The following is a 22,331-nucleotide window of genomic DNA, read 5'->3' as shown; positions in this document are numbered from 1 at the left end:
GGGGGCATCTGGATGATGGTAGATTATCGGGTATCCGCACCACCTGCGTGGTAAGCGGCGTGGCGAAAGGCAAGACGACCACGCAATGGCCATGGCTCGGCAATTCTACCCTACCGGGCCAAACGGACGGCGGACGCACCGAGACCGCGTCGGTGCCGCGCGTCGCCTCTATGATTTCACCCTTTTCCACAAAGGGGCAAACGCCGTCGATGGATATCTCGTCGCCACTGGAACCGGACTTGCCGTCACGCCGCGGGTTCCTGCCGAACTTCTGCCGCCTGCCAATGGTGTTCGGTGTTTTATTGACAGCGCAGCTGCTGGTGATCGTCCTGGTGCTGGCATCCGGCCCAGGACACCTCGGCTTCTGGGTCTTGTTCGGCATCCTGTCTCTCTACGTGCAGGCGATCACACTGACCAGCACCACATTGCTCTGCCTGGTCCGTCCGTGGTTGGCACGCCTGGCGGACGATCGCGCCGCTGCCGTGTTGGCCTGGCTCTTGATCGTGCTGGTATCGGGTGGTGTCGGTTTAGCGGTCGAGCGCCTAGCGCCGGAATTCATACTGGCTGGGGTTCTCCCGAACGATGGGATCGCGGGGCTTCTGACGCGAACACTCGGCATCAGCGCGATCGTCGGGGCGCTGATGGTGCGCTACCTCTACCTGCATTTCATGTGGCGGCGACAGATCGAGGCCGAGGCCGAGGCCCGGTTCGAAAAGCTGCAGGCACGCATCCGACCGCACTTCCTGTTCAACAGCATGAACACGATCGCCTACCTCACCCGGACCGACCCGAAGTTGGCCGAGGAGATGGTCCAGGATCTCGCCGACCTCTTTCGCGCAAGCCTCGCGAAGGCCGATCGCGTGTCGACGCTGGCCAACGAATTGGAATTGGCCCACCGGTTCCTGAACATCGAAAAACAACGACTGCGCGAGCGCCTGAGCGTGCAGTGGGAGATCGAGGAACTGCCCGGTGCCGCCAAACTCCCGCCCTTGATCCTTCAGCCGCTGGTCGAAAACGCCATCTACCACGGGATCCAACCGTCCCGGCGGCCGGGCGTCATCCAGATCGTTGGGCGCTACCGCAGCGGTCGCGTTTTCTTGATCATTCGCAATACTTTACCGGAAAACCCGGAGCAAAACCGCCACACAACCGGTAACCGCATGGCACTGGACAACATCCGGCAGCGACTCGCCGCGATGTTCCCGGGCGCCTGGCAAGTGGTAGCCTCGCGTGTCGAGGACCATTACCAGGTTCAACTGGTGTTCCCCTATCCCTGGAGGGAAACGACATGAGGATTCTCGTCGTCGATGACGAAACCCCCGCGCGTGAACGGATCAGTCAATTGGTCGACAGCCTTGGTCCGGACTACCAGGTCGTCGGCGAAGCCGCCGAAGGCGATGAGGCGTTGGACTTCTGTGCCGAGGTCCCGGTAGATCTCGTGTTGCTCGACGTCCAGATGCCCGGCATGGACGGGCTCGAATGCGCAAGCCACCTGGCCAAGCTCGATCCGCCACCGGCGGTGATCCTGGTCACCGCCTACACCGAGTACGCACTCGAGGCGTTCGCGCACAAGGTCCAAGACTATCTGGTCAAACCGGTGCGCTTGGAGCGACTGCGGGAATCACTGGAGCGGATCAAGATCCCGACCAGGCCGCAACGCGAAACCATGGGGGTATCGACGACCAGCCGCCCCCCGCACCGCGAACATCTGAGCGCCCATTTTCGCGGCGGCGTCAAGACGGTCGCCGTCAGCGAGATCCTGTATCTGCTGGCCGAACACAAATATGTGACGGTGCGCCACACGGGCGGTGAGCTACTGCTCGACGAATCGCTGAAATCCTTGGAAGAGGAGTTCGCCGACCAATTCATGCGCATCCATCGCAACGCACTGGTGAGCCGCAAGCGCTTGACTGGACTTCACAAGGCGCCGGACGGCTCGACCTTGATCACCCTCGATGGCTGCACCGATCAGCTTCCGATCAGCCGCCGTCACCTGCCGGAGGTCCGCCGCTGGTTGCGCGCCGGCAAGGGGCGCTGACAGGTCGCGCCCGCGCCACCGGCCCCGGCGAAGGTCGAGAGACGGCGGGGCGCGCCACGCCGGAACGGCCGACGCCGACGCTGATCAATCGTCGTCTCGCCGCGCCATTGCCCGGGCGACGGCGCGGTGGCCGATGTCGCGCCGAAAGTACGCGTCTTTCCAGTGGATTTGGGCGACATTCGCGTAAGCCCGGGCCTGGGCCTCAGCCACCGTCTCACCGAGGGCCGTGACGCAGAGGACCCGGCCCCCGCTGGTCACCAGCTGATCACCGCGGTGCGCAGTTCCAGCGTGGAAGACCTTGCAATCGGGATCCCGAACCTGGTCGAGACCGAAGATCACATCACCGCGCCCATAGACATCCGGGTAACCACCGGCTGCCATCACGACGCCGAGGGCCGGCCGGGGATCCCATTCGACCGCGACCTGATCGAGCCCCCCGTCGAGCGCGGCGACGCAGAGCGAGACCAGATCGGAGTTCAGGCGGAACAGGATCGGTTGGGTCTCCGGGTCGCCGAACCGGCAATTGTATTCGAGCACCTTCGGGGTGCCATCTGGCGCGATCATCAACCCGGCATAAAGAAAACCGACGTAGGGACTCCCTTCGGCCGCAAGCCCCGCGAGTGTCGGTTCGATGACCTCGCGCAGGATCCGCGCGTGGATCTCGGGGGTCACCACGGGCGCCGGCGAATAGGCACCAAGGCCGCCGGTGTTCGGACCCTGGTCGCCGTCGTCGCGCGCCTTGTGGTCCTGCGACGTCGCCATCGGCACATAAGAACGGCCATCCGCCAGTACGATGAAACTGGCCTCCTCGCCGATGAGAAACTCCTCGATGACGACCCGCGCCCCGGCGTCGCCGAAGCGCTGGTGCTCGAGGATGTCGCGTACCGCCTGCTCGGCCGTCGCGAGATCCTGGGCCAGGATCACGCCTTTGCCGGCGGCGAGGCCATCGGCCTTGACCACGATCGGGACACCGACGTGGCGCAGGTACGCCAGAGCCGGCGCGACCTCGTCGAACACCTGGTAGGCGCCGGTCGGGATCTGGTGGCGCGCGAGGAAGTCCTTCGTGAAGGCCTTCGAGCCCTCGAGCCGGGCCGCGGCCTGGCTCGGCCCGAAACACCGCAGCCCGGCCGCGGCAAAGGCATCGGTGATCCCGGCGACCAGCGGGGCCTCGGGGCCGACGATGGTCAGGCCGATGCCAGTCCGCTCGGCGAAGGCGACGAGGGCGGCGATGTCGTCCGCGCCGATCGGGACATTCTCGACCCGCGGTTCCTCGGCGGTGCCACCGTTGCCCGGTGCCACATAGACCCGTTCGACCATCGGAGACCGCGCCGCCTTCCAGGCCAACGCGTGCTCCCGCCCCCCGCTTCCGACTATCAATACCTTCATTCTTGCTCCGTTCGCTGCGACCGCGTCGGCGCCAGCGACGCGATTCCCCGCCGGCTCGACTCGATGAAGCGGATGATGTGTCGCGTCTCGTCGGTCGGATAACCCGCTTCCACCTCGGCGAGGGCCTCGGCCAACCGTAAGCCGCCGCGAAAGATCGTGCGATAGACCGCCTTGATCTGGCCACGCTGCGCCGCGGTGAAGCCGTGTCGGCGCAGGCCGACGATATTCAGTCCCAAGATCCGTGCGTGATCGCCGAAGGCGAGCAGAAACGGCGGGATGTCCTGACGAACACCCGAGACACCACCGACCATTACGTAGGCGCCGACCCGGCAGAACTGGTGAACCGCAACCAAGCCGGACAGGAAGACATGGTGCTCGAGTTCGACGTGTCCGGCGAGCGTCGCCGCGTTGGCAAAGATATTGTGATCGCCGACCACACAATCGTGACCGACATGCGCGTAGGCCATCAGGTAGTTACCGTTGCCGACGCGCGTACCTGTATCGCTCTTGAGTCCAGCATTGACCGTGACGTGCTCGCGGAAGCAGTTGTCGTCACCGATCCTCAAGGGTTTGGCCCGTTCCGGAGTGAAACCGAGATCCTGCGGATCGCCACCGAGGACGACCCCGTGATGAACCCGGTTGCGACACCCGAGCCGCGTCCGGCCGGTGATGCGCACACAGCTGTCGATGACGGTCTCCGCTCCGATCTCGGCCCCGCGCTCGATGATCGAATACGGGCCCACGGCCACGGTCTCGTGGATCTGAGCCCCGTGCTCGATGATGGCCGTCGGGTGAATCCGCATGGTGCTTAGCAAGGACGCTCGCTCGGCGTTCAGGTCGACCCGGCCTTAATGGCGGAAATGGCGCATACCGGTGAAGACCATCGCCAGGCCATGCTCGTCGGCCGCCGCGATGACCTCGTCGTCGCGCATCGAGCCACCTGGCTGGATCACGGCCGTCACGCCGACCCGTGCGGCCTGATCGAGGCCATCGCGAAACGGGAAGAAGGCATCCGAGGCCATCACGGAGCCGACTACCGCGAGCCCCGCCTGTTCGGCCTTGATCGCGGCGATCCGCGCGGAGTTGACACGACTCATCTGACCGGCACCGACGCCGATCGTCATGCCGTCACGGCCGTAGACGATCGCGTTCGACTTGACGAACTTCGCCACCCGCCAGCTAAACAGCAGATCGGCCATCTCCTGGTCGGTCGGCGCCCGCCGCGTCACGACGCGCGGCGTCTCGGTCAAGGCCAGATCCGCATCCTGGACCAGCAGCCCTCCGTTGACGCGCTTGAAATCCAGACGCGGGAGCGGATCCGCGGCCCAATCGCCGGTCACGAGCAGCCGCACGTTCTTCTTCGCTGCAACCGCCAGGAGCGCCGCCGGAGACACCTCCGGGGCGATGATGACCTCGACGAACTGCCGCTCGATGATCCGGCGCGCCGTCATCTCATCGAGCGGCCGATTGACGGCGATGATCCCGCCGAACGCCGACTCGGGATCCGTCTGGTACGCCCGATCGTAGGCGGACATCAGATCGGGGCCGAGCGCGACACCGCAGGGATTCGCGTGCTTGACGATCACGCACGCCGGCCCCTCGACGAACTGCTTGAGGCATTCGAGCGCGGCATCGGCATCGGCGATGTTGTTGTACGAGAGCTCCTTGCCCTGAAGCTGATGGGCCGTCGCGATGCTGACCTCGGCAGGCTGGTGCTCGACATAGAAGGCGGCACGCTGATGGGGATTCTCGCCATAACGCATCCGTTGATGGCGCACGAACTGCCCGCTCAGCGTGCGCGGGAAATCGGCTCCGTCATCGAGCTGTCGTCCCAGATAGTTCGCGATCGCGGCATCGTACCGTGCCGTATGCTCGAAGGCCTTGACGGCGAGGTCGAAACGGGTCGCGGCGGTCAGGCTACCCTCATGTTCGGCGAGTTCCGCGAGGATCCGCGGGTAGTCGGCGCTGTCGACGACGACGCCCACCGCGGCGTGGTTCTTCGCCGCCGCCCGCAGCAGCGTCGGCCCTCCGATATCGATGTTCTCGATCGCGGTCGCGAGATCGCAATCCGCACGCGCGACGGTCCGCTCGAACGGATAGAGATTCACGACCACCAGATCGATCGGGCGGATCCCGTTCTCGCGCATCACGGTATCATCGAGGCCGCGCCGCCCGAGGATGCCGCCATGCAGCCGCGGATGCAGCGTCTTGACCCGCCCGCCCATCATCTCGGGGAAACCCGTGTAATCCGAGACCTCGGTCACCGGGATGCCATGCTCGGTCAGCAGCGTCGCGGTGCCGCCGGTGGACAGGATCTCGATTCGCCGGGCGTTCAATCCACGGGCGAGATCGACCAGGCCCGTCTTATCGGAGACGCTGATCAGGGCACGGCGTACTGAGGACATGAGACTTACCTATTGGAAGATTGGCGCGACGAATCGGCTCGCGGTCAGGATCCGTCGGTCAGGCGATACTGGGCGATCTTCTTGCGCAGCGTGCTGCGGCTGATCCCGAGCAGTTGGGCGGCCCGCGTCTGATTGCCCCGGGTATAGTCGAGGACCGTCTCGAACAACGGACGCTCGACCTCTTCGATGACGAGGTCGTACAGATCATAGACGGGATGGCCGTCGATCTGCTTCAGATAAACGGTCAAGGCGTCCCGCACGCAATCGCCGAGACGGGCGCGAGATCCCGCCGGCGACACCGGAAGCACCTGCCAATCCTCGTCCTCGAGCCGAACGGCCACACCTGTCTTCATCGAATCACCCCTCGTTGAGCCGGTTCAAGCAAAGAAGCTTTCAACCAACGATCGTTGTCTTTCTGGTGATAGCGCCTGATTGATCCGAGTCCGGAAGGCCACTGCGTCGGGCAGGTCGCGACCGTACCAGGCGAGATGTTTGCGGGCCATACGAACCCCCAAATCGGCGCCATAAAAGGAATAGAGCCCGTCCAGATGGGTTTCGAGGATCGTTCTGAGCCCGCCTGGCGTCGGGTCGAGGTCATACGCGCCGGTCGCGAGGTACTGGGCGATCCGACCGAGGATCCACGGTCGGCCCCGCGCGGCACGTCCGATCATAATAGCATCCGCCCCCGTATAGTCCAGCACCCGGCGAGCCTTCTCCGGCGAATCGATATCGCCGTTGGCGATCAGCGGCAGTCTGACAGCACCCCTAACCGACTGAATCGTCTCGTACTCCGCCGGTATGGCATAGCCGCACTCGCGGGTCCGACCGTGAATCGTCAGTCCGGCAATCCCGCACTCCTCGGCCAATCGGGCGATGGCCACGGCGTTGCGCTCGGCTCGCGACCAGCCGGTCCGGATCTTCAGCGTCACCGGGGCCGGCGACGCCGCCGCGACCACCGCGGCCAGGATTCGAGCCACCTGACGAGTATCGCGCAAGAGGGCTGCGCCGACGGCTGCCCGACAGACCTTCTTGACCGGACAACCCATATTGAGGTCGATGATGTCCGCACCCAAACCCACCTGGCGGCGCGCCGCCTCGGCCAGCTGAGCCGGATCGCGCCCGAGCATCTGCACCACCACAGGCCCCGGCTCGCCCACGAACGCGAGACGGCGCCGGCTTTTCGGCGTGTGCGCGAGACGCCCGTCCGCCGCGACCATTTCGCCAACCGCCAGTCCCGCGCCCTGCTCGCGGCACAGTCTGCGAAACGGCAGGTCGGTGATCCCGGCCATCGGCGCCAGGATGACGTTACTCGCCAGTTCGACGGACCCGATCCGCATCAGCCGGTATTGCGCATCCCGCCGGCGATCGCATTGATCGAACGCAGCAATGGGTCCAGCCACTGTTCCCGAGCCTCGTCGGATGGCTCGCGGCGGTACCGCTCGAGCACGGCGATCTGGATGTGGTTCAGCGGGTCCAGGTAGATGTTGCGTCCCGCCAACGACGACCGCAAATCCGGCGTCTCCTCCATCAGGCCATGCAGGCCGGCGACGTTGAGCACCTGGGTCAGCGTGCGCTGGTATTCGGCCTGGATCTTGTCGTAGATCGCGCGGGCGCGGCCTTGATCACGGGCCAACCGGAGGTACTCCCGCGCGATCGTCATCTCGGCCTTGAACAGCGACATCTGGGTGTTGCTCAGCAAGGCGCGGAAAAAGGGCCACTCCTGGTACATGCGCTGGAGTTTGGCGAGGCGTTCGACATCGTTGTTGCGCCAGCGCTCCAGGGCTCGACCGAGGCCATACCAGGCCGGCAACGTATGCCGCGCCTGCGCCCAACCGAAGACCCAGGGAATCGCGCGAATCGACGCCAACGAACGATCCGCGTCCTGCCGGTGGGATGGCCGCGAGCCGATGTTCAGCAACGCGATGGCATCGACCGGCGTGACCTGGTAGAAATAATCGAGCAGCCCCTCGGTCTCGTCGACCAGGTCACGGTAAGCCTCTTCACCGAACCGCGCCAGTTCGTCGAGGATCGCCAGATAATCCCGCCGCTCCGGTTCCGGCTCCTCGATCAGGCAACGGCTCGCCTTGAGCAGGCCACTGATCGCCAGCGTCAGTTCATAGCGCGCCGTCTCCGGATTGGCATAGCGGTAGGACAAGACCTCACCCTGCTCGGTCACCTTGATCTGGCCATGCACCGTGTCAACGGGCTGAGCCAAAATCGCCTCGTAGGTCGGCCCGCCACCGCGCCCCACGGTGCCGCCACGGCCGTGGAACAGCCGGCACGACACCCCGCGATCATCCGCCAGGGCGATGACCTTCTTCTGCGCCTCATAGAGCTTCCACGCCGAGGCCAGGATACCGCCATCCTTGCACGAATCCGAGTAACCGAGCATGACCTCCTGCTGGTTACCGGACGCCTTGACCAAAGCCCGATAGGTGGGATCGTCGAACAGGCTGGCCATGACCCGGTCGATCTGTCCGAGGTCCTCGATCGTCTCGAACAGCGGGGAGACATGAATCTGGCAGAACCAGCCGCTTGGATCGCGGCCGACGAGGCCGGCGAGACGCGCCAGCAACATGACCTCCATCACATGGCTGGCCGAATGCGTCATCGAAACGACGTACGCCCCGAAGACATCCGGGCTGATCTCCGCGCGCATCCGCGCGATGACCTCGAAGACCTCGATGGTCTCGCGCGTGGCCGGCGTCAGCGTGCCCTTATCGATCACGAACGGATGCGGGTGCGCGATCGCCTCACCCAACGCGACCAGTTTCTGATCCTCGCTGAAGGCCTGATAGTAAGGCGCCCCGGGTTGGCGCGCGAAGAGCTCGGTGACCGCCTCCGTGTGCCGGCGCGACTCTTGCCTCAGATCGAGATGAACGAGATGGAAACCGAAGGTTTCGGCCAGCCGGATCAGGTCCTGCAAGGGACCTGCCGCGGCGTTCGCATCCCCATGACTGATCAGCGAATCGCGAATCAAGTACAGGTCGGCCAAGAACTCGCTGACCTCGGCATATCCGGCCGGTCGGTCATCGGGGTTTCCGGCGATGCGCGCCCGCACCCGCGCCAGATTGGCCTCCAACCGGTGTCGGATGATCGCGAGCTTGCGCCGATAGGGTTCATTCGTATAGCGGCGCAGGCTCTGGCCCATCGTATCGACCCAGTAATCCTCATCGGCGTCGAGACTGTCCAGGAAGGCCGGGGATGGCCGGCACAGCGTGTCCGAATGGCTCAACCTCCGAAGGAGACCGCGGACGCGGTCCAGATGCAGCTCCAGAACCAGTTCGTGATGCATCCGGATCGCCAGCTCCGTCGTCTCGGGCTTCACGAACGGGTTGCCATCACGGTCACCACCGATCCACGAACCGAAGCGGATGAAACTCGGCACGCGCAGTCCGGTATCCGGCCCGTAGGCCCGGCGCACCGCGCGCTCCAGATTGCGGTAGACCTCCGGAACCGCGTCGAACAAGGACTCCCGGAAGAAATACAGGCCTTGACGAACCTCATCGGTGACCTGCGGTTTGTGAACACGGACCTCGTCGGTCTTCCACAGGATCTGTATCTCGGCCATGATCGCCTGGAGCCGTTCCTCGAGCTCCTCGTCGTTCAGGCGCCGCTTGTGCAGATCCTGGGCGATCAGAAAGATGCGGCGGAAGGTCTCGAGAATCGTGCGCCGCTTCGCCTCGGTCGGGTGCGCCGTGAAGACCGGCAGATAGATCAGGTGATCCAGCAGTCCCTGGACCTGCTGCGGGCTCAGGCCGTCCGTCTTCAACTCCCGCACCGCCTGATCGAACGAGCCGATCCACAAGGGTCCGCCGGCGCTGACCTGCGCCAGCCGCCGCAGATGGGCGTGGACCTCCTCGACCGTGTTCACCAGACCGAAATAGATATTGAAGGCGCGAATGACCTCGCTCAGCGTTTGGGGATCGAGTCCGTCGATGCGCTTCATCAGCTTCGCGCGCAGTTCCGGGTCATCCTCGGCGCGCAAGGTCACGAAGCCGTCACGCAAGCGCTCGACGATCACGAGCACCCGCTTGCGGCTGTGCTCACGCAAGACCTCGGCGAGCAGGGCGGTGAACAACTGGATATCGCGAGCGAGGGCATCGGCGGCGTCTTTCATCGAGGTCATTTCCATGGCAGCGGCCTAACGAAGCCGCGCGGCAAGGCTGGCGGAGAAGGCGAGGATACTAATTTAACCGGCTGGCCCGCCAGGGTGCCCGTTCCACCGGATTTTGCCGATCAGGGAGCGAACAAGGCAGCACAGTATCCACGCGCCGCCTCTGGCACCTCCCAATCACCGGCCTCGACGATGGCCGGATCGAGCGCCATCGCCGCGCGCAACGGCTGCATGCGGAAATGCGTGACGCCCGCATCAGCGAGGCGATCGACCAGAGGCTTCAGGTCATCAGCCCGCCAAGCAGGCATCATGGTCGTGCGCACCTGCATCGGCGTTCCCGCCTCCAGGAACAGGTGCAGACTGCGCCACGCCGGCTCCCCGGAGCCCGGCACACCGGTGATGGCTGGATAGTCTTCAGGCAGGGCCTTGATGTCGAGACCGACCCAATCGAGCCAGGGCAGCAAGGCCGGCAGCCGTTCCGGATAGGGGCCGGCCGTGTGCAGACCGACCTTGAAGCCGAGCCCCTTGACCTCGGCCATGGCGACCGCGAGACCCGATTGTGCCGTCGGTTCGCCGCCGCTGAACACGACCGCGTCGAGCAGCCCGCGACGTGACTCGAGAAAGGAGCGGATCTCCGACCATTCGATTCGCGGACCGTCCGAATCCGCCGCTAGATGCCCGTTGTGGCAGTAGCGACAACGCCACGGACAACCCGGACCAAACAGGACCGCCGCCAACTCCCCCGGAAAATCGATCGTCGTCAGCGGCGTCAGCCCCGCCACCTGCCATGCATCGTGGCGCGCAGGCGGGCGCGGACAGGCCACCGAGTCGACCGGCGCCGCAGCACGCGCCAAGACCGTCATCTTCCTTACCTCCTAATCCGCCGACAGCCGCCCTCGAGGATGCGTCCCGGCGGCAAGCAAGGCCGTTCACCGCTCGGGAAGGATTGCGTTCGATGCTCGATGCGCCACCTCTCCGGCACGACTCATCGAGATCGCCCAGCGATTGGAAATCGCCACGGCAACAGAGAAACCTAGGCCGCAACCCGCTCGGAAACGCGATGGCCACGCGGCTCCTCGACGAAGTAGCAACGCTCGTGGTGCTCGGACCGCTTGCCCGCATTGAAGGCCGACACCGGGCGGTGATAACCCATCACCCTCGTCCACACCTCGCAACGGGTGCGTTCTTCATCGCGCAACAAGATCGACTCGGCTTGTTTCATCTGTGCTTCCTCCTGGATGGTTTCGTTGTTTCGATCGATTCGGGCCATGCTCTAATGCCCACCGCAGGCCTCCTGGATCAGGGCCTCCGAACGCTTCTTCGCGATCAGCTCCTGATCGCACTTCGGACAGAACTCGTGCTCGCCGCTGATGTAGCCGTGCCGCGGGCAAATCGAAAAGACCGGCGTCACGGTGACATAGGGCAACCGGAAGTTGGTCAAGGCGCGGCGCACCAACCGTTTGCAGGCCTCGATGCTCGAGATCTGCTCGCTCATGTACAGATGCAGCACCGTACCGCCGGTGTATTTCGACTGCAGCGCCTCCTGCCGGGTCAGCGCCTCGAACGGGTCGTCGGTGAAACCAACCGGCAACTGCGAGCTGTTCGTGTAATAGGGGGCCTCGTCATTGCCGGCTTGAAGGATGCCCGGAAAACGCTTGCGGTCCTCGCGGGCAAAACGGTACGTGGTCCCCTCGGCCGGCGTCGCCTCCAGGTTGTACATGTGCCCCGTCTCTTCCTGGAAGGCGACCATCCGCGCCCGGACATGGTCGAGCAGGCGACACGCGAAGGCATGGCCCCAAAGGGTCGTGATGTCCTCGCGGTCATCGGTGAAGTTGCGGATCAGTTCGTTGATGCCGTTCACGCCGATCGTCGAGAAATGGTTGCGCAGGGTCCCCAAGTAGCGTTTCGTGTAGGGAAAGAGGCCGGCATCCATGTGCCGCTGTATGACCTTGCGCTTGATCTCCAGGCTGTTGCGGGCGATCTCGAGCAACCGGTCGAGCTGCGCGATCAACGCGTTCTCGTCGCCCTTGTGCTGGTAGCCGAGGCGCGCGCAGTTGATCGTCACCACGCCGAGCGAGCCGGTCTGCTCGGCCGAACCGAACAGGCCATTGCCCCGCTTCAGGAGCTCGCGCAGATCGAGCTGCAGCCGGCAGCACATCGAGCGCACCATGTTCGGCGTCAACTCCGAATTGACGAAGTTCTGAAAGTACGGCAGGCCGTACTTGGCGGTCATCTCGAAGAGCCGGTCGGCGTTCGGGCTCTCCCACGGGAAGTCCGGCGTGATGTTGTAGGTCGGAATCGGGAAGGTGAAGATCCGCCCCTTCGCATCCCCTTCGGTCATGACCTCGATGTAGGCCCGGTTGATCAGGTCCATCTCGGCCTGGAGATCGCCATAGCAGAAAGGCTGCTCCTCGCCGGCGATCACCGGCACCTGCTCGCGCAGGTCCTCCGGGCACACCCAATCGAAAGTCAGATTCGTGAAGGGTGTCTGGCACCCCCAGCGCGACGGAACATTCAGGTTGTAGATCAGCTCCTGGATCGCCTGCTTGACCTGTGGATAGTCGAGCCCATCGCGGCGCACGAAGGGCGCCATGTAGGTATCGAAGCTCGAGAAGGCCTGGGCACCGGCCCACTCGTTTTGCAGCGTGCCGAGAAAGTTGACGATTTGACCGATCGCCGACGACATGTGCTTCGGCGCGCTCGCCTCGACCTTGCCTGGCACGCCGTTGAGCCCCTCGTTAAGCAGCGTGCGCAGCGACCAGCCGGCGCAGTAGCCCGCCAGCATGTCCAGGTCGTGGATATGGATATCGCCATCGCGATGCGCAGCGCCGATCTCCGGTGGGTAGACATGCGACAGCCAGTAATTGGCGATCATCTTCCCGGACGTGTTCAGGATCAGGCCGCCGAGCGAATAGCCCTGGTTCGCGTTGGCCGCGACGCGCCAATCCGAGCGGTCCAGATACTCGTTGATCGAGCCGGCCACGTCGACCAGCGTCCGGCGATCGGCGCGCAGCTTATGGTGCTGCTCGCGATAGACGATGTAGCCACGCGCGGTGCCGAAATGGTTCGCCGCGATCAGCGTCTGCTCGACGACATCCTGAATCGCCTCGATATCGGGCAAGCGTCCGGCATCGAAGCGATGCGCCAGGACCTTGACGACCTGGGCCGTCAGCAGTGTCGCCTCGAGCGCGCCGAACTCGCCGCTCGCCTGACCGGCACGCAAGATGGCCGACTCGATCTTCGCGGCATCGAAGTCGACGACTTGCCCGTCACGCTTGCGAACGCGCGTCGGCAAAGTGGCAATCGGTGATACGGAGGCGCCCATCTTGGTTTTCGGCCCTTTGTCAAGTACGACACAAGATATTGTGTCGCGTATTCTAGAGAACGCTAGATCTTGCGTATTGACCTGAATCAAGTCGAAGCCGATCGCCCGCGAGCGGGCTAACGGGCACCCGCTTTTTCGCCAACGGGAACGGTCACTTGGCGATCGCGCTAAACACGATTCGTCCTCGCAATCGCACACGCAGTGACGCTGCCTGACCTGCCCCACGGACGGACAACAGCCGAACCCGATTGACCGACCGAGCCCCCCGGAGATCGTCGATCGTCTCGGGCGACAGGCTCAGCACTCGCCGCGATTGAACGGCGGGCCGTCTAGGCGTAGGTTCTCCAGGTATGACGACGATCGACGCCCCACACCAGCACCCATACCAGACCCAGGACGCCGATACCGGCTTCATGCGGCTGGCCCTCGAGCTCGCCGCGCGCGCCGCCGCGGCCGGCGAGGTGCCGGTCGGTGCCGTGCTGATCCATGACGGCATCGTCCTCGGCGAAGGCTGGAACCGGCCCATCGGCACGCAGGATCCGACCGCGCACGCCGAGATCGTCGCACTGCGTGCCGCAGCGCAACGGGTCGGCAACTATCGCCTTCCCGGCACCCGCCTCTACGTGACGCTGGAACCCTGCCCGATGTGCGCGAGCGCGATCGTTCACGCGCGGGTCGCCCATGTGGTTTTCGGCGCGCGCGACCCCAAAGGCGGTGCCTGCGGCAGCGTCTTCGACCTGCTGCCATCGGACGGGCGCTTCAACCACCGCACGACCTGCGTCGGCGGCGTGCTGGCCGAGGACTGCGCGGAAATCCTGCGCGCCTTCTTTCGCGCACGGCGTTGATGGAGACGGCGTTGTCAGAGACACGCGACCCTACAGTGAAGGTCGATGCGAAGGTGCCCGAATGTCTGGGTGGAAAAACCGCCGGCGATAGGTATACTAGCCCGCTTCTATCGTCCTCTCGGGCGATACGACACCCAACTGGAGAGGTGCCGGAGTGGCCGAACGGGCCTGACTCGAAATCAGGTGTACGCGCGAGCGTACCGTGGGTTCGAATCCCACCCTCTCCGCCAATTGCTCAATGTAAACGAGCGACCAGGCACGCTTTTTGTGCCTACCTGCCGCCCTACCCGCCATTGAACGGGCCCTTGGCTGCGATGCCGAGAGACAATCGACGAGCCCTTCGACCGGGCGCCACCGGTTACCGCGTGCGGATCACCGCGGCCGAGCGCGAGCTGGTGGTGCTCAACGAGGCCGGGATCTAGCGCTGGCACCGGCGCGCGGGTGCCCCCGAGGATCCTCGGTCACCGCCAAGGCGCAAGACGGACCGGCGACTGGCCGGCATCGTGACGCCGGCACGGCACCGGCGCGCTGGCCGGGTCGTCAGAAGATCATGACCTGGTACCCCTGGCTCGCGAGCGCGCGCAGGCTGGGCAGACCCGAGGTTCCCGGCGCCGCGTTGTCGGTGAGCATCGCGAAGCCGGCCTGCTCGGCGTCCGCGGCGGCGCCAAAGAAATCCGAGCAGGTTGCCGAGACGCCGGCCACCTTGTCCTCGACCGCCTTGTAGATACCATGCAGCGGGTGATCGGCCTTTGTCACCTGCCCGGCCCAGCGGGTACCGGCGCCAAGGAAAATCACCGTGACCTCGTCCCCGTTCTGTTTGAAGTCGTACGCGACACCGAGCGCATTGAACACGCGCCCCAGGGCCTCATCGCTGTTGGTCTGCGGATCGGACATCACCACAATGGCTGCTTTCATGTGCAGGTCCTCTCTTGAGTAGGTGTTGACCTCGTCGCTCCAATGCCTGGCAATGCAGCACCGCCCTGTTCCGCACGCGGGGCCGAGGCGGCGGCAACACAAGGGATCCGACATGCCCCGGCAAACCGTCGCTACCGCCTGACTGTCATGCCCGCATGCAAGGCACCCGAAGGATGAAAGAAGCCACGGGATAACACGAGGATTCGCCGACCGACTCAGCCATGTGCCGACTTATCCGTCACTTGGTCTTGTTTCCGTGTCCATCCTCGTGCATCCGTGGCTTCCTTTTCACGCTTGCCGAGTAGGCTTTTCCTCGGCCAGGGGCTCGACTAGGCTCCCACAAAGGCCCGGTCAGGTCCAGCCGCCGCACCACCCCCTTGGCACTGCTCGACGGCCCCTCGCGGTCGAGACGACACGCCGGGCACGGCAGTCGAAGACGCAACTTGCGACTTTCTGCGTGCTGCGTCGCTGATCGCGACTGAACCCGGCTCCCGTTCGCTCGTGAGCGAATGCGCTCCGGTCTCGAGATGGGCTGCTCATCGATGGCAGGGCTCAGCGCATCGAAACCCGGCCGAGCCGACTTCAGCCGGCGGCGAGCTGAGGTGCCGCCGCCGGCAACTGGCGCACGAAACAATCAGGGCATGTACTTGCCGCGCGGCGTGTAGGTCGTGTGCAAGTGATGGTGCGAAACGTGCCCGCAAGGACCGTCGGTCAGGAACTCCTGATAGAGCTTGAGCACCGCCGGATTCTCATGCGACTTGCGCACCTCGCTGTTGGTGTCCATCCGATAGAGGGCCTGGGAGCGCTTCGCTCGGATCTTGGCATTGGTGGGGATGGGTTGACCGCCACCGCCGAGGCAGCCGCCAGGGCAGGCCATGAACTCGATGAAATGACACTCGCTGAAAGGTCCTCCGGCCCGGATGTCCTCGATGACCCGTTGTGCATTGGCCGTGCCGTGTACCACGCCGACCTTGAGGCTCGCGCCCTTGAGCCAATCCCAATCCGGGACCAGGTGCTTGATCAGATCCGGCACGGGGCCGACTTCGCTGATCGGGATCTCAGCCAGGCGCGCCCCGTCGATTCCGCGCACCGGGAGGATATTCGCATGGTCGTAGAAGTCCTCGACCGCCTTGCCGGTGACCATCTCAATCACGGTCCGTAACGCCGCCTCCATGACACCGCCGGTCGCGCCGAAGATGACGCCGGCGCCGGAGGCCTCGCCGAATGGATCGTCGAAGCCGGTCTCTGGCACCTTGGGCAGGTCGATGCCCGACTCCTTGATCATGCGCGCCAACTCGCGAGTGGTCAGACCGTAATCCACGTCCTTGTAGCCGCTGGAATTCATCTCGGGTCGGTTGCACTCGTACTTCTTGGCGGTGCAGGGCATGAGCGCGACGACGACCATATTCGAGGGGTCGACGCCCTTCTTCTCCGCATAATAGGTCTTCAACAAGGAGCCGAACATCTGCTGCGGGCTCTTGGCCGAGGACAGATGGTCGAGCATGTCGGCGCAAAAATGCTCCATGTACTTGACCCAACCCGGCGAACAGCTGGTGAACTGGGGCAGCTTGACGTCGGGGTCCTTTTGCACCAGCGCTTTGTAGAGCCGCAGGATCAGCTCGGTGCCTTCCTCGATGATGGTGAGATCGGCCGTATGGTTGGTGTCGAAAACGGCGTTGAATCCCATCCGCTTGAGCGCGGTATTGAGCTGGTAGGTGACCGGGGTACCCGGCTCCAGCGCGAAACACTCGCCCATGCCGGCACGCGGCGAGGGAGCGGTTTGGATCACGACGTGCTTCGAGGGATCGTCGATCATCGACCAGACCTCGTCGGTCTGATCCTGCTCGGTCAGGGCGCCGGTCGGACAGTGGTTGATGCACTGACCGCAGTTGATGCAGACCGCGCCGGAGAGCGGCTTGTTGCCAAAGGTCGAGACGTGCGAGCGAGCCGAGCGGCTGGCGACGGTGAGACAGCTGACGCCCTGGAGCTCGTCGCAGGCACGCACGCAGCGCCGGCAGAGCACGCACTTGTTCATGTCGCGAACGATCGAGCTGCTAGACCGGTCGATGGCGAATTTGGGCTCGGTCGGATGGCCGAAGCGGTAGAAATCCACGCCGTACTCGACCGCCAAGGATTGTAGCTCGCAATTGTTGTTGCGCTTGCAGGTGTTGCAGTCGCCATAGTGCTCGGACAGTAGAAGGTCGATGATGTGGCGGCGCGCCGAGCGGACCTTGGCGGTGTTGGTCTTGATTCGCATCGACTGCATGATCGGTGCGGCGCAGGATGCCTGCAAATGGCGCATCCCCTCCACCTCGACGACACAAATGCGGCAAACGCTGGCGGTGCAGAGGTCATCGTGATGACAGAGGGTCGGGATCCGCACGCCCACCTGGCGAGCGGCGTCGAGAATGGTGCCCCCCTGAGGAACCTGAAGCTCGATGCCGTCGATGGAGATCGCGATCTTGGGCGCGTCCAGATCCGGCACGAGGGTGCCATGGCGAGGCCAGGATAGGGTGCGCATGGGAGTGGTCATCATCTGTTCGTTGCTCCTGTCCATCGTCAGGCCGCCAGGACCGGGCGCGCCATGATCTCTTCTTTGAAGTGCTCGTTGATGGCGATGAAGATATCGGGACTCGCCTGACCCAGACCGCACTTGGAGGTGGTCTTGATGCTATGGCTGAGCCCGATCAGGTCGTTGAGGTAGCGGTTCGAGCAGGTCCCTTTCTGGAGCCGATGCACGCCATCCAGCAGCTTCGCGTTGCCGATGCGGCAACCGGTACACTGACCACAGGACTCCTCGACGAAGAACTCCAAGTAGTTCTCGGCGACCTCCAACATGTCCCGCCCCTGGCCATAGACGATGATGGAGCCACCGATGCCCAGGTCTTCATAACCCATGACGCGCCCAAACTCGCCGGCCGGGACCAGCTCGCCGGTGTAACCGCCGACCTGGACCGCCTTGGCGCCGGCACCGTCGACGAGCTCGAGCAGCTGCTGAACCGTCATGCCCCAGGGCAGCTCGTAGACACCGGGACGGGCACAGTCACCCGAGACGCTAAACAGCTTGAAGCCCTTGGAGCGTTCGGTACCGATGCTCGTGAACCACTTGGCCCCACGGGCGACGATGCAACTGGCCGTGGCCAGGGTTTCGACATTGTTGACCACGGTCGGGCGGCCATGGAGGCCCTTCTCGACCGGATAGGGCGGACGGTTGCGCGGTTGGCCACGACGGCCTTCCAAGCTCTCGATCAGCGCCGTCTCCTCGCCGCACACGTAAGCCCCAGCGCCCATGTGGATGCGGATGTCGAAGGAGAATCCCTCCTTGCCAAGGATGTTCCGACCAAGCAGATTCGCCTGACGCCGAGCGGCCAGAGCGGCTTCCAGGTGTGGCCGCACATGGGTGTATTCATAGCGCAGATAGACGATGCCTTCGGTCGCCCCGACGGCATAGCCGGCCAGGGTCATCCCTTCGAACACCAGATCGGCGTACTTGCCAAGGATGATCCGGTCCTTGAAGGTGCCGGGCTCGCCCTCGTCGGCATTGCAGATGATGTACTTGACATCGCCCTCGGCCTTGGCCGCCAGGTTCCACTTGACGCCGGTGGGGAAGCCAGCACCACCACGCCCCTTGAGACCCGAGACGGTCAGCTCCCCGATCACCTCGGCCGGGGTCATCTCCCGGATCGCCCTGATCAACCCCGAGTTCAGCTCGTGCGAGCTATAACTCATCATACTGGCATGGGTTTCGCCCACATTGCCGACCGTGGGACGGTGGGCGTAGAGCTCCTGACGGCAGTCTTCGATGATGCGATGGACCATCGGCGGGGTCAGATTCGAGAAGACCTCGTTGTTCACCATCATGGCCGGAGCCTGATAGTTCATACCGATGCAGCTCGTCCATTCGAGAGTGAACATGCCATCGGGGGTGGTCTCGCCGAAACGGATACCCAGATCGTTGCGCAACTGGCGCGCGACCGACTTGGCACCCTTCATGATCGAGGACATGTCGCGGCTGAGCCGAATGATGAACTTACCCTTCGGCTTCTTGTTGATGAAGTGGAAGAAGGTCACGACGCCATAGATCTCGCTGGCGGGGATCCTCAGCTCGTTGGCGATGAATTGCATCGCGAATTCGGAGACGTAGCCGAATTCGTCCTGAATCGCCAGAAGGAGTGGGATGAGCTCTAATCGCTCAGCGTCCATCGTTTTCATCAGATCCTTGATGATGGCCTTTTCATTGTCTTGACTGGTCAACAGCATCAGGGCCCCCGCCGCGTGCGCGATTTCGTTGAAAAAGCACGCTGTCATGTTGAACACAAGCAAGGAGGCCGATACAGAGTGGCCAGCCCTCGCGCCTTGCTCCCCAAGGTGTGAAGCCGGAACGACGCAGAAGCGAAAATGGCCAGTAAGGAACCCGGTAACCGACGGGGTTGCGACATTGCGGCGAACGGGGAAGCGTCATTGGGTATATCAATGCAAATATTAAATACCCCAAGATTGGATGGTATGCCGAAATAATTGCGTCATACAAGCGGCTTGTGCGATCGATTGGGTGAAAAGGGTGAGTGTTGCGCGTTCGAATCACCACCAAAACCGCGCCCATGATCGGCCGCCATGCTCGGGCTATCAATCGTCCCGAAAGTCATCGGAGGCGGCTCGCGGCGACCGTCGGCGGGGGGGATCCCGCCGTCGAGCTGACACGGACGTCCTTGCAGCGTGTCGCAGCGAGCCGCCTGCGATTACTTTTGCAACCGTCGATATTGCGGAGCACCCAGGTCGGAGACGGATGTGGCGCGCACCGAACCGAGCTGAATCGGGATCCCCGCGAGCGCCGAAGGCGCTTCCCGCCTTGGAACCGGAACCGTCCCGCCCGGCCGCCGCATGCGGCGGTGGAAATGCCGCGAGCAGCCCCACTCGTTCCAGCCCACCCGCCGCCCCATGCGTTGGATGCGTCCTGCCAGGCAGGCTCGGCAGTCGGTCGGCTCCTCGTCGATGCAGGGCTTGTCGTCGTAGAGCTGATAGCGCCGGCGCACCGCGCGCGGCGTGATATTGGGCATGAGGATGTTGGCGCCATGAGCAATGCCCTGCTCGCGTCCATCCTCGGCCAGGACTTGCAGCGCAGTCGCCGCGGCGATGTTGACATCCCGCAGCACCAGGCGGCAGACCGCCAGCATGTTGAGCGCGAGTTGCAGCAATGGGCCAGGATCCAGCATTCCCTCATCGCGCATGTCGCCGCCGCGCGAAAGGATGTAAGGCCCCATGCCGAGCATGTCGACGTCCAGGCGCTGGTAGAAACGGATGTCGGCGCACAGATCGGAGAGTGTCTGACCCGGTAGACCGATCATGCCGCCGGTGCCGACCTGGAACCCGGCGGCGCGCAGGTTCTCCAGCGCCCGGATGCGTGAGGCGTAGGCTTTTTCGTGGGCGAAGTCGTGCGGGTGGAGCCGCGAGAAGAGTGCCGGATTCGAGGTCTCCATGCGCAACAGATAGCGCATGCACTCCGCTTCGCCACCGGCCTCGCGCCAGCGCTGGTAGGTCTCGGATGACTGCGCGCCGAGCGAGAGCGTAATGCTGGCGCCCTCGGGCAGATGCTCCGAGACCGTGCCGGCGCGGATCTCGCGGATGCAGTCCTCGACGAACGCGACAAAAGACTCGTCGCGCCGCTCGCCGGCCTGGAGACAAACCGACCCATAGTGGTTCTCCGCCGCCCAGATGGCGCTTTCGATAATCTGTTCCCGGTTCAGGTCGTAACGCTCCAGATCCCGGTTGTCGCGACGGATGCCGCAGTAGCGGCAGTTCAGCGTGCAGCGGTTGGAGAATTCGACGATGCCGCGGTAATGGACCTTGTCGCCGATGAACCGGGTCGTCAGATCATAGGCGGTGCGACGCAGCCGCTCGCAGTCATCGGGTTCCGTCAGTCCCAGCAGCCGCACGATGTCGGCGTCGGTGAACGCCTCCTGTTGCAGCAGCTCGTCGAGCCTGGTCATCCCGGCACCTCCGCCGCGCAGGCGTCCTGATAAGCCTGCATGGCCGCCGGGAAACAGTGCAGCGAGCGCGGCAGCACGCCCTGCAACAGCGAGATGGCCACACCATAGTTGGTCATGGGCACACCCTCGCGCTCGGCACGATAAAGCCAGGAGAGCATGTGTTTGCGCGTCACCATGCAGGCGCCGCACTGGATGATGAGGTCATAGTGACCGATCTCCTCCGGAAAATGCTTACCGCTGCTGAAATCGATCTGGAGTTCGCCGCCGACGAACTGGCGCAGCCAGCGCGGGATCTTGACCCGCCCGATGTCGTCGCAGATGAGGTCGTGGGTGCAGGCCTCGGCGATCAGCACCCGATCGCCCGGCTCGAGCCGATGGATCATGGCCGCGCCAGCGCAGAGCTTGACCAGATCGGCCTTGAAGCGCGCCATCAGGATCGAGAAGGTGGTAAGCGGCACCTCGGGCGGGGTGTCGGCTGCCGCCTTCATCACCACCTGCGAATCGCAGATCACCAGCGCGGGCGGCGTGCGCCGATCCTCGAACATGGCCGACAGCTCGCGTTCCTTGACCAGGGTGCAGATGGCGTCGGCATCCAGCGCCTCGCGGATCACCTGGACCTGGGGCAGGATCAACCGTCCCTTGGGCGCGCCAAGGTCGATCGGAACCACCAGCACGACCGTGCTGCCGGGCTGGATGAGGTCGGCGACCAGCGGCGGCTCCTGCAGGTGGTCCTCAGGCACCAGGCGGATGATGGATTCCTTCACCGCGTCGATGTTCTGGTTTGCGAGCGCCGAGACCCGCACCACCTCGCCGCATTCGCCCAGCAACGCGGCGATCCCGGCATCCGAAACCTCGCCGAGGTCGCTCTTGTTGAGCACGCAGAGGATTGGCGTCTGGCGCTCCTGAAGCTGGCCAATCAGTGCCCGTTCATCGTCACCGAAGCCGCGCTCATCGCAAACCAGTAGCGCGATGTCGACCCGTTCCAGCACCCCGGCGGTCTTGGCCCTACGCAGACCGCCCAGCTCGCCTTCGTCGTCGATCCCGGCGGTATCGACGAAGACCACCGGGCCGAGCGGCGGCAGCTCGCACGCCTTCTCGACCGGGTCGGTCGTGGTGCCCGCCACCGCGGAGACGATCGACAGCGGAAACCCCAATAGGGCATTGATCAGACTTGATTTGCCGACATTGCGGCGACCGAAGAGACCGATGTGCAGACGCAAACTCTTGGGCGTGTCCAGCATGGAGGAGGCTCGCGGAACGGGGTGATAGGGGCGAGAGCGGTTGCGCAATGCCGATCGTCGATCCCCGGTTGG

Annotated in this window: 17 protein-coding genes and 1 tRNA gene; 4 read left to right on the top strand and 14 right to left on the bottom strand. The window is 64.2% G+C overall.

What is annotated here, in order from left to right; genetic code table 11:
- The first annotated feature begins 209 nt into the window (after window positions 1-209).
- Both ABC977_RS06465 and ABC977_RS06460 read left to right on the top strand, forming a co-directional pair.
- Window positions 210-1,292 (top strand): sensor histidine kinase, encoded by a 1,083-nt coding sequence (locus ABC977_RS06465; protein ID WP_369666419.1) that lies wholly within the window; start codon window positions 210-212, stop codon window positions 1,290-1,292.
- Window positions 1,289-2,038 carry a LytR/AlgR family response regulator transcription factor gene (locus ABC977_RS06460; protein WP_369666418.1) on the top strand — a complete coding sequence of 250 codons (750 nt, stop codon included), beginning with the start codon at window positions 1,289-1,291 and terminating at the stop codon, window positions 2,036-2,038. Before ABC977_RS06465 ends, ABC977_RS06460 begins: the two co-directional genes overlap by 4 nt.
- Before the next feature lie 84 nt (window positions 2,039-2,122).
- Here ABC977_RS06460 and purD read toward each other — a convergent pair whose 3' ends face one another.
- The 9 genes from purD to ABC977_RS06415 all read right to left on the bottom strand — a co-directional run bounded on the left by purD (window position 2,123) and on the right by ABC977_RS06415 (window position 13,271).
- Entirely contained in the window at window positions 2,123-3,424 is a 1,302-nt protein-coding gene (gene purD, locus ABC977_RS06455) for a phosphoribosylamine--glycine ligase (protein WP_369666417.1), read from the bottom strand.
- Window positions 3,421-4,227 carry an acyl-ACP--UDP-N-acetylglucosamine O-acyltransferase gene (lpxA, locus tag ABC977_RS06450; RefSeq protein ID WP_369666461.1) on the bottom strand — a complete coding sequence of 269 codons (807 nt, stop codon included), beginning with the start codon at window positions 4,225-4,227 and terminating at the stop codon, window positions 3,421-3,423. Before lpxA ends, purD begins: the two co-directional genes overlap by 4 nt.
- Before the next feature lie 45 nt (window positions 4,228-4,272).
- The gene (gene purH / locus ABC977_RS06445) at window positions 4,273-5,829 is read right to left on the bottom strand and encodes a bifunctional phosphoribosylaminoimidazolecarboxamide formyltransferase/IMP cyclohydrolase (RefSeq protein ID WP_369666416.1); all 1,557 of its coding nucleotides are present in this window, start codon (window positions 5,827-5,829) and stop codon (window positions 4,273-4,275) included.
- Window positions 5,830-5,873: 44 nt separating this feature from the next.
- Window positions 5,874-6,182 carry a DNA-binding transcriptional regulator Fis gene (fis, locus tag ABC977_RS06440; RefSeq protein ID WP_369666415.1) on the bottom strand — a complete coding sequence of 103 codons (309 nt, stop codon included), beginning with the start codon at window positions 6,180-6,182 and terminating at the stop codon, window positions 5,874-5,876.
- A 24-nt stretch (window positions 6,183-6,206) separates the two neighbouring features.
- Window positions 6,207-7,229, bottom strand: coding sequence for a tRNA dihydrouridine synthase DusB (gene dusB / locus ABC977_RS06435; RefSeq protein ID WP_369666414.1), 1,023 nt, complete (start codon window positions 7,227-7,229; stop codon window positions 6,207-6,209).
- On the bottom strand, window positions 7,166-9,949 hold the full coding sequence (gene ppc, locus ABC977_RS06430) for a phosphoenolpyruvate carboxylase (protein ID WP_369666413.1): 2,784 nt from the start codon (window positions 9,947-9,949) through the stop codon (window positions 7,166-7,168). Before ppc ends, dusB begins: the two co-directional genes overlap by 64 nt.
- Window positions 9,950-10,068: 119 nt before the next feature.
- On the bottom strand, window positions 10,069-10,809 hold the full coding sequence (locus ABC977_RS06425; protein ID WP_369666412.1) for an anaerobic ribonucleoside-triphosphate reductase activating protein: 741 nt from the start codon (window positions 10,807-10,809) through the stop codon (window positions 10,069-10,071).
- A gap of 170 nt (window positions 10,810-10,979) precedes the next feature.
- On the bottom strand, window positions 10,980-11,168 hold the full coding sequence (gene nrdD / locus ABC977_RS06420) for an anaerobic ribonucleoside-triphosphate reductase (RefSeq protein WP_369666411.1): 189 nt from the start codon (window positions 11,166-11,168) through the stop codon (window positions 10,980-10,982).
- Window positions 11,169-11,219: 51 nt separating this feature from the next.
- A complete protein-coding gene (locus tag ABC977_RS06415; protein ID WP_369666410.1) occupies window positions 11,220-13,271 on the bottom strand; it encodes a ribonucleoside triphosphate reductase in 2,052 nt (683 codons plus the stop codon).
- 413 nt (window positions 13,272-13,684) lie between these two features.
- On the opposite strand from ABC977_RS06415, the gene tadA reads away from it, so the two are divergent.
- A complete protein-coding gene (tadA, locus tag ABC977_RS06410; protein ID WP_439849169.1) occupies window positions 13,685-14,116 on the top strand; it encodes a tRNA adenosine(34) deaminase TadA in 432 nt (143 codons plus the stop codon).
- Window positions 14,117-14,256: 140 nt separating this feature from the next.
- A tRNA-Ser gene (locus tag ABC977_RS06405) sits at window positions 14,257-14,346 on the top strand.
- A 310-nt stretch (window positions 14,347-14,656) separates the two neighbouring features.
- Here ABC977_RS06405 and ABC977_RS06400 read toward each other — a convergent pair.
- The 5 genes from ABC977_RS06400 to hydF all read right to left on the bottom strand — a co-directional run bounded on the left by ABC977_RS06400 (window position 14,657) and on the right by hydF (window position 22,259).
- The gene (locus ABC977_RS06400) at window positions 14,657-15,031 is read right to left on the bottom strand and encodes a DsrE family protein (protein ID WP_369666392.1); all 375 of its coding nucleotides are present in this window, start codon (window positions 15,029-15,031) and stop codon (window positions 14,657-14,659) included.
- 634 nt (window positions 15,032-15,665) lie between these two features.
- Window positions 15,666-17,567, bottom strand: coding sequence for an NADH-dependent [FeFe] hydrogenase, group A6 (locus tag ABC977_RS06395; protein WP_369666408.1), 1,902 nt, complete (start codon window positions 17,565-17,567; stop codon window positions 15,666-15,668).
- Between the two features lie 23 nt (window positions 17,568-17,590).
- Window positions 17,591-19,339: an NAD(P)H-dependent oxidoreductase subunit E gene (locus tag ABC977_RS06390; protein WP_369666407.1), complete on the bottom strand. Its 1,749-nt coding sequence runs from the start codon at window positions 19,337-19,339 to the stop codon at window positions 17,591-17,593.
- Between the two features lie 431 nt (window positions 19,340-19,770).
- A complete protein-coding gene (hydE, locus tag ABC977_RS06385) occupies window positions 19,771-21,018 on the bottom strand; it encodes a [FeFe] hydrogenase H-cluster radical SAM maturase HydE (protein ID WP_369666406.1) in 1,248 nt (415 codons plus the stop codon).
- Entirely contained in the window at window positions 21,015-22,259 is a 1,245-nt protein-coding gene (gene hydF, locus ABC977_RS06380; protein ID WP_369666405.1) for a [FeFe] hydrogenase H-cluster maturation GTPase HydF, read from the bottom strand. The genes hydE and hydF overlap by 4 nt, the downstream gene beginning before the upstream one ends.
- Between the last annotated feature and the right edge of the window lie 72 nt (window positions 22,260-22,331).

The organism is Thioalkalicoccus limnaeus, assembly GCF_041197575.1.
Classification (GTDB): Bacteria; Pseudomonadota; Gammaproteobacteria; order Chromatiales; family Chromatiaceae; genus Thioalkalicoccus; species Thioalkalicoccus limnaeus.
Note: the sequence above shows the minus strand (reverse complement) of the source record. Positions and strands in the feature narration are given on the sequence as shown.

Excerpts from the sequence above, each read along its gene's own strand:
- ABC977_RS06465 (WP_369666419.1), top strand. The coding sequence starts at position 210 with ATGGATATCTCGTCGCCACTGGAACCGGACTTGCCGTCACGCCGCGGG.
- ABC977_RS06460 (WP_369666418.1), top strand. The coding sequence starts at position 1,289 with ATGAGGATTCTCGTCGTCGATGACGAAACCCCCGCGCGTGAACGGATC.
- purD (WP_369666417.1), bottom strand. The coding sequence starts at position 3,424 with ATGAAGGTATTGATAGTCGGAAGCGGGGGGCGGGAGCACGCGTTGGCC.
- lpxA (WP_369666461.1), bottom strand. The coding sequence starts at position 4,227 with ATGCGGATTCACCCGACGGCCATCATCGAGCACGGGGCTCAGATCCAC.
- purH (WP_369666416.1), bottom strand. The coding sequence starts at position 5,829 with ATGTCCTCAGTACGCCGTGCCCTGATCAGCGTCTCCGATAAGACGGGC.
- fis (WP_369666415.1), bottom strand. The coding sequence starts at position 6,182 with ATGAAGACAGGTGTGGCCGTTCGGCTCGAGGACGAGGATTGGCAGGTG.
- ppc (WP_369666413.1), bottom strand. The coding sequence starts at position 9,949 with ATGAAAGACGCCGCCGATGCCCTCGCTCGCGATATCCAGTTGTTCACC.
- ABC977_RS06425 (WP_369666412.1), bottom strand. The coding sequence starts at position 10,809 with ATGACGGTCTTGGCGCGTGCTGCGGCGCCGGTCGACTCGGTGGCCTGT.
- nrdD (WP_369666411.1), bottom strand. The coding sequence starts at position 11,168 with ATGAAACAAGCCGAGTCGATCTTGTTGCGCGATGAAGAACGCACCCGT.
- ABC977_RS06415 (WP_369666410.1), bottom strand. The coding sequence starts at position 13,271 with ATGGGCGCCTCCGTATCACCGATTGCCACTTTGCCGACGCGCGTTCGC.
- tadA (WP_439849169.1), top strand. The coding sequence starts at position 13,685 with ATGCGGCTGGCCCTCGAGCTCGCCGCGCGCGCCGCCGCGGCCGGCGAG.
- ABC977_RS06400 (WP_369666392.1), bottom strand. The coding sequence starts at position 15,031 with ATGAAAGCAGCCATTGTGGTGATGTCCGATCCGCAGACCAACAGCGAT.
- ABC977_RS06395 (WP_369666408.1), bottom strand. The coding sequence starts at position 17,567 with ATGATGACCACTCCCATGCGCACCCTATCCTGGCCTCGCCATGGCACC.
- ABC977_RS06390 (WP_369666407.1), bottom strand. The coding sequence starts at position 19,339 with ATGACAGCGTGCTTTTTCAACGAAATCGCGCACGCGGCGGGGGCCCTG.
- hydE (WP_369666406.1), bottom strand. The coding sequence starts at position 21,018 with ATGACCAGGCTCGACGAGCTGCTGCAACAGGAGGCGTTCACCGACGCC.
- hydF (WP_369666405.1), bottom strand. The coding sequence starts at position 22,259 with ATGCTGGACACGCCCAAGAGTTTGCGTCTGCACATCGGTCTCTTCGGT.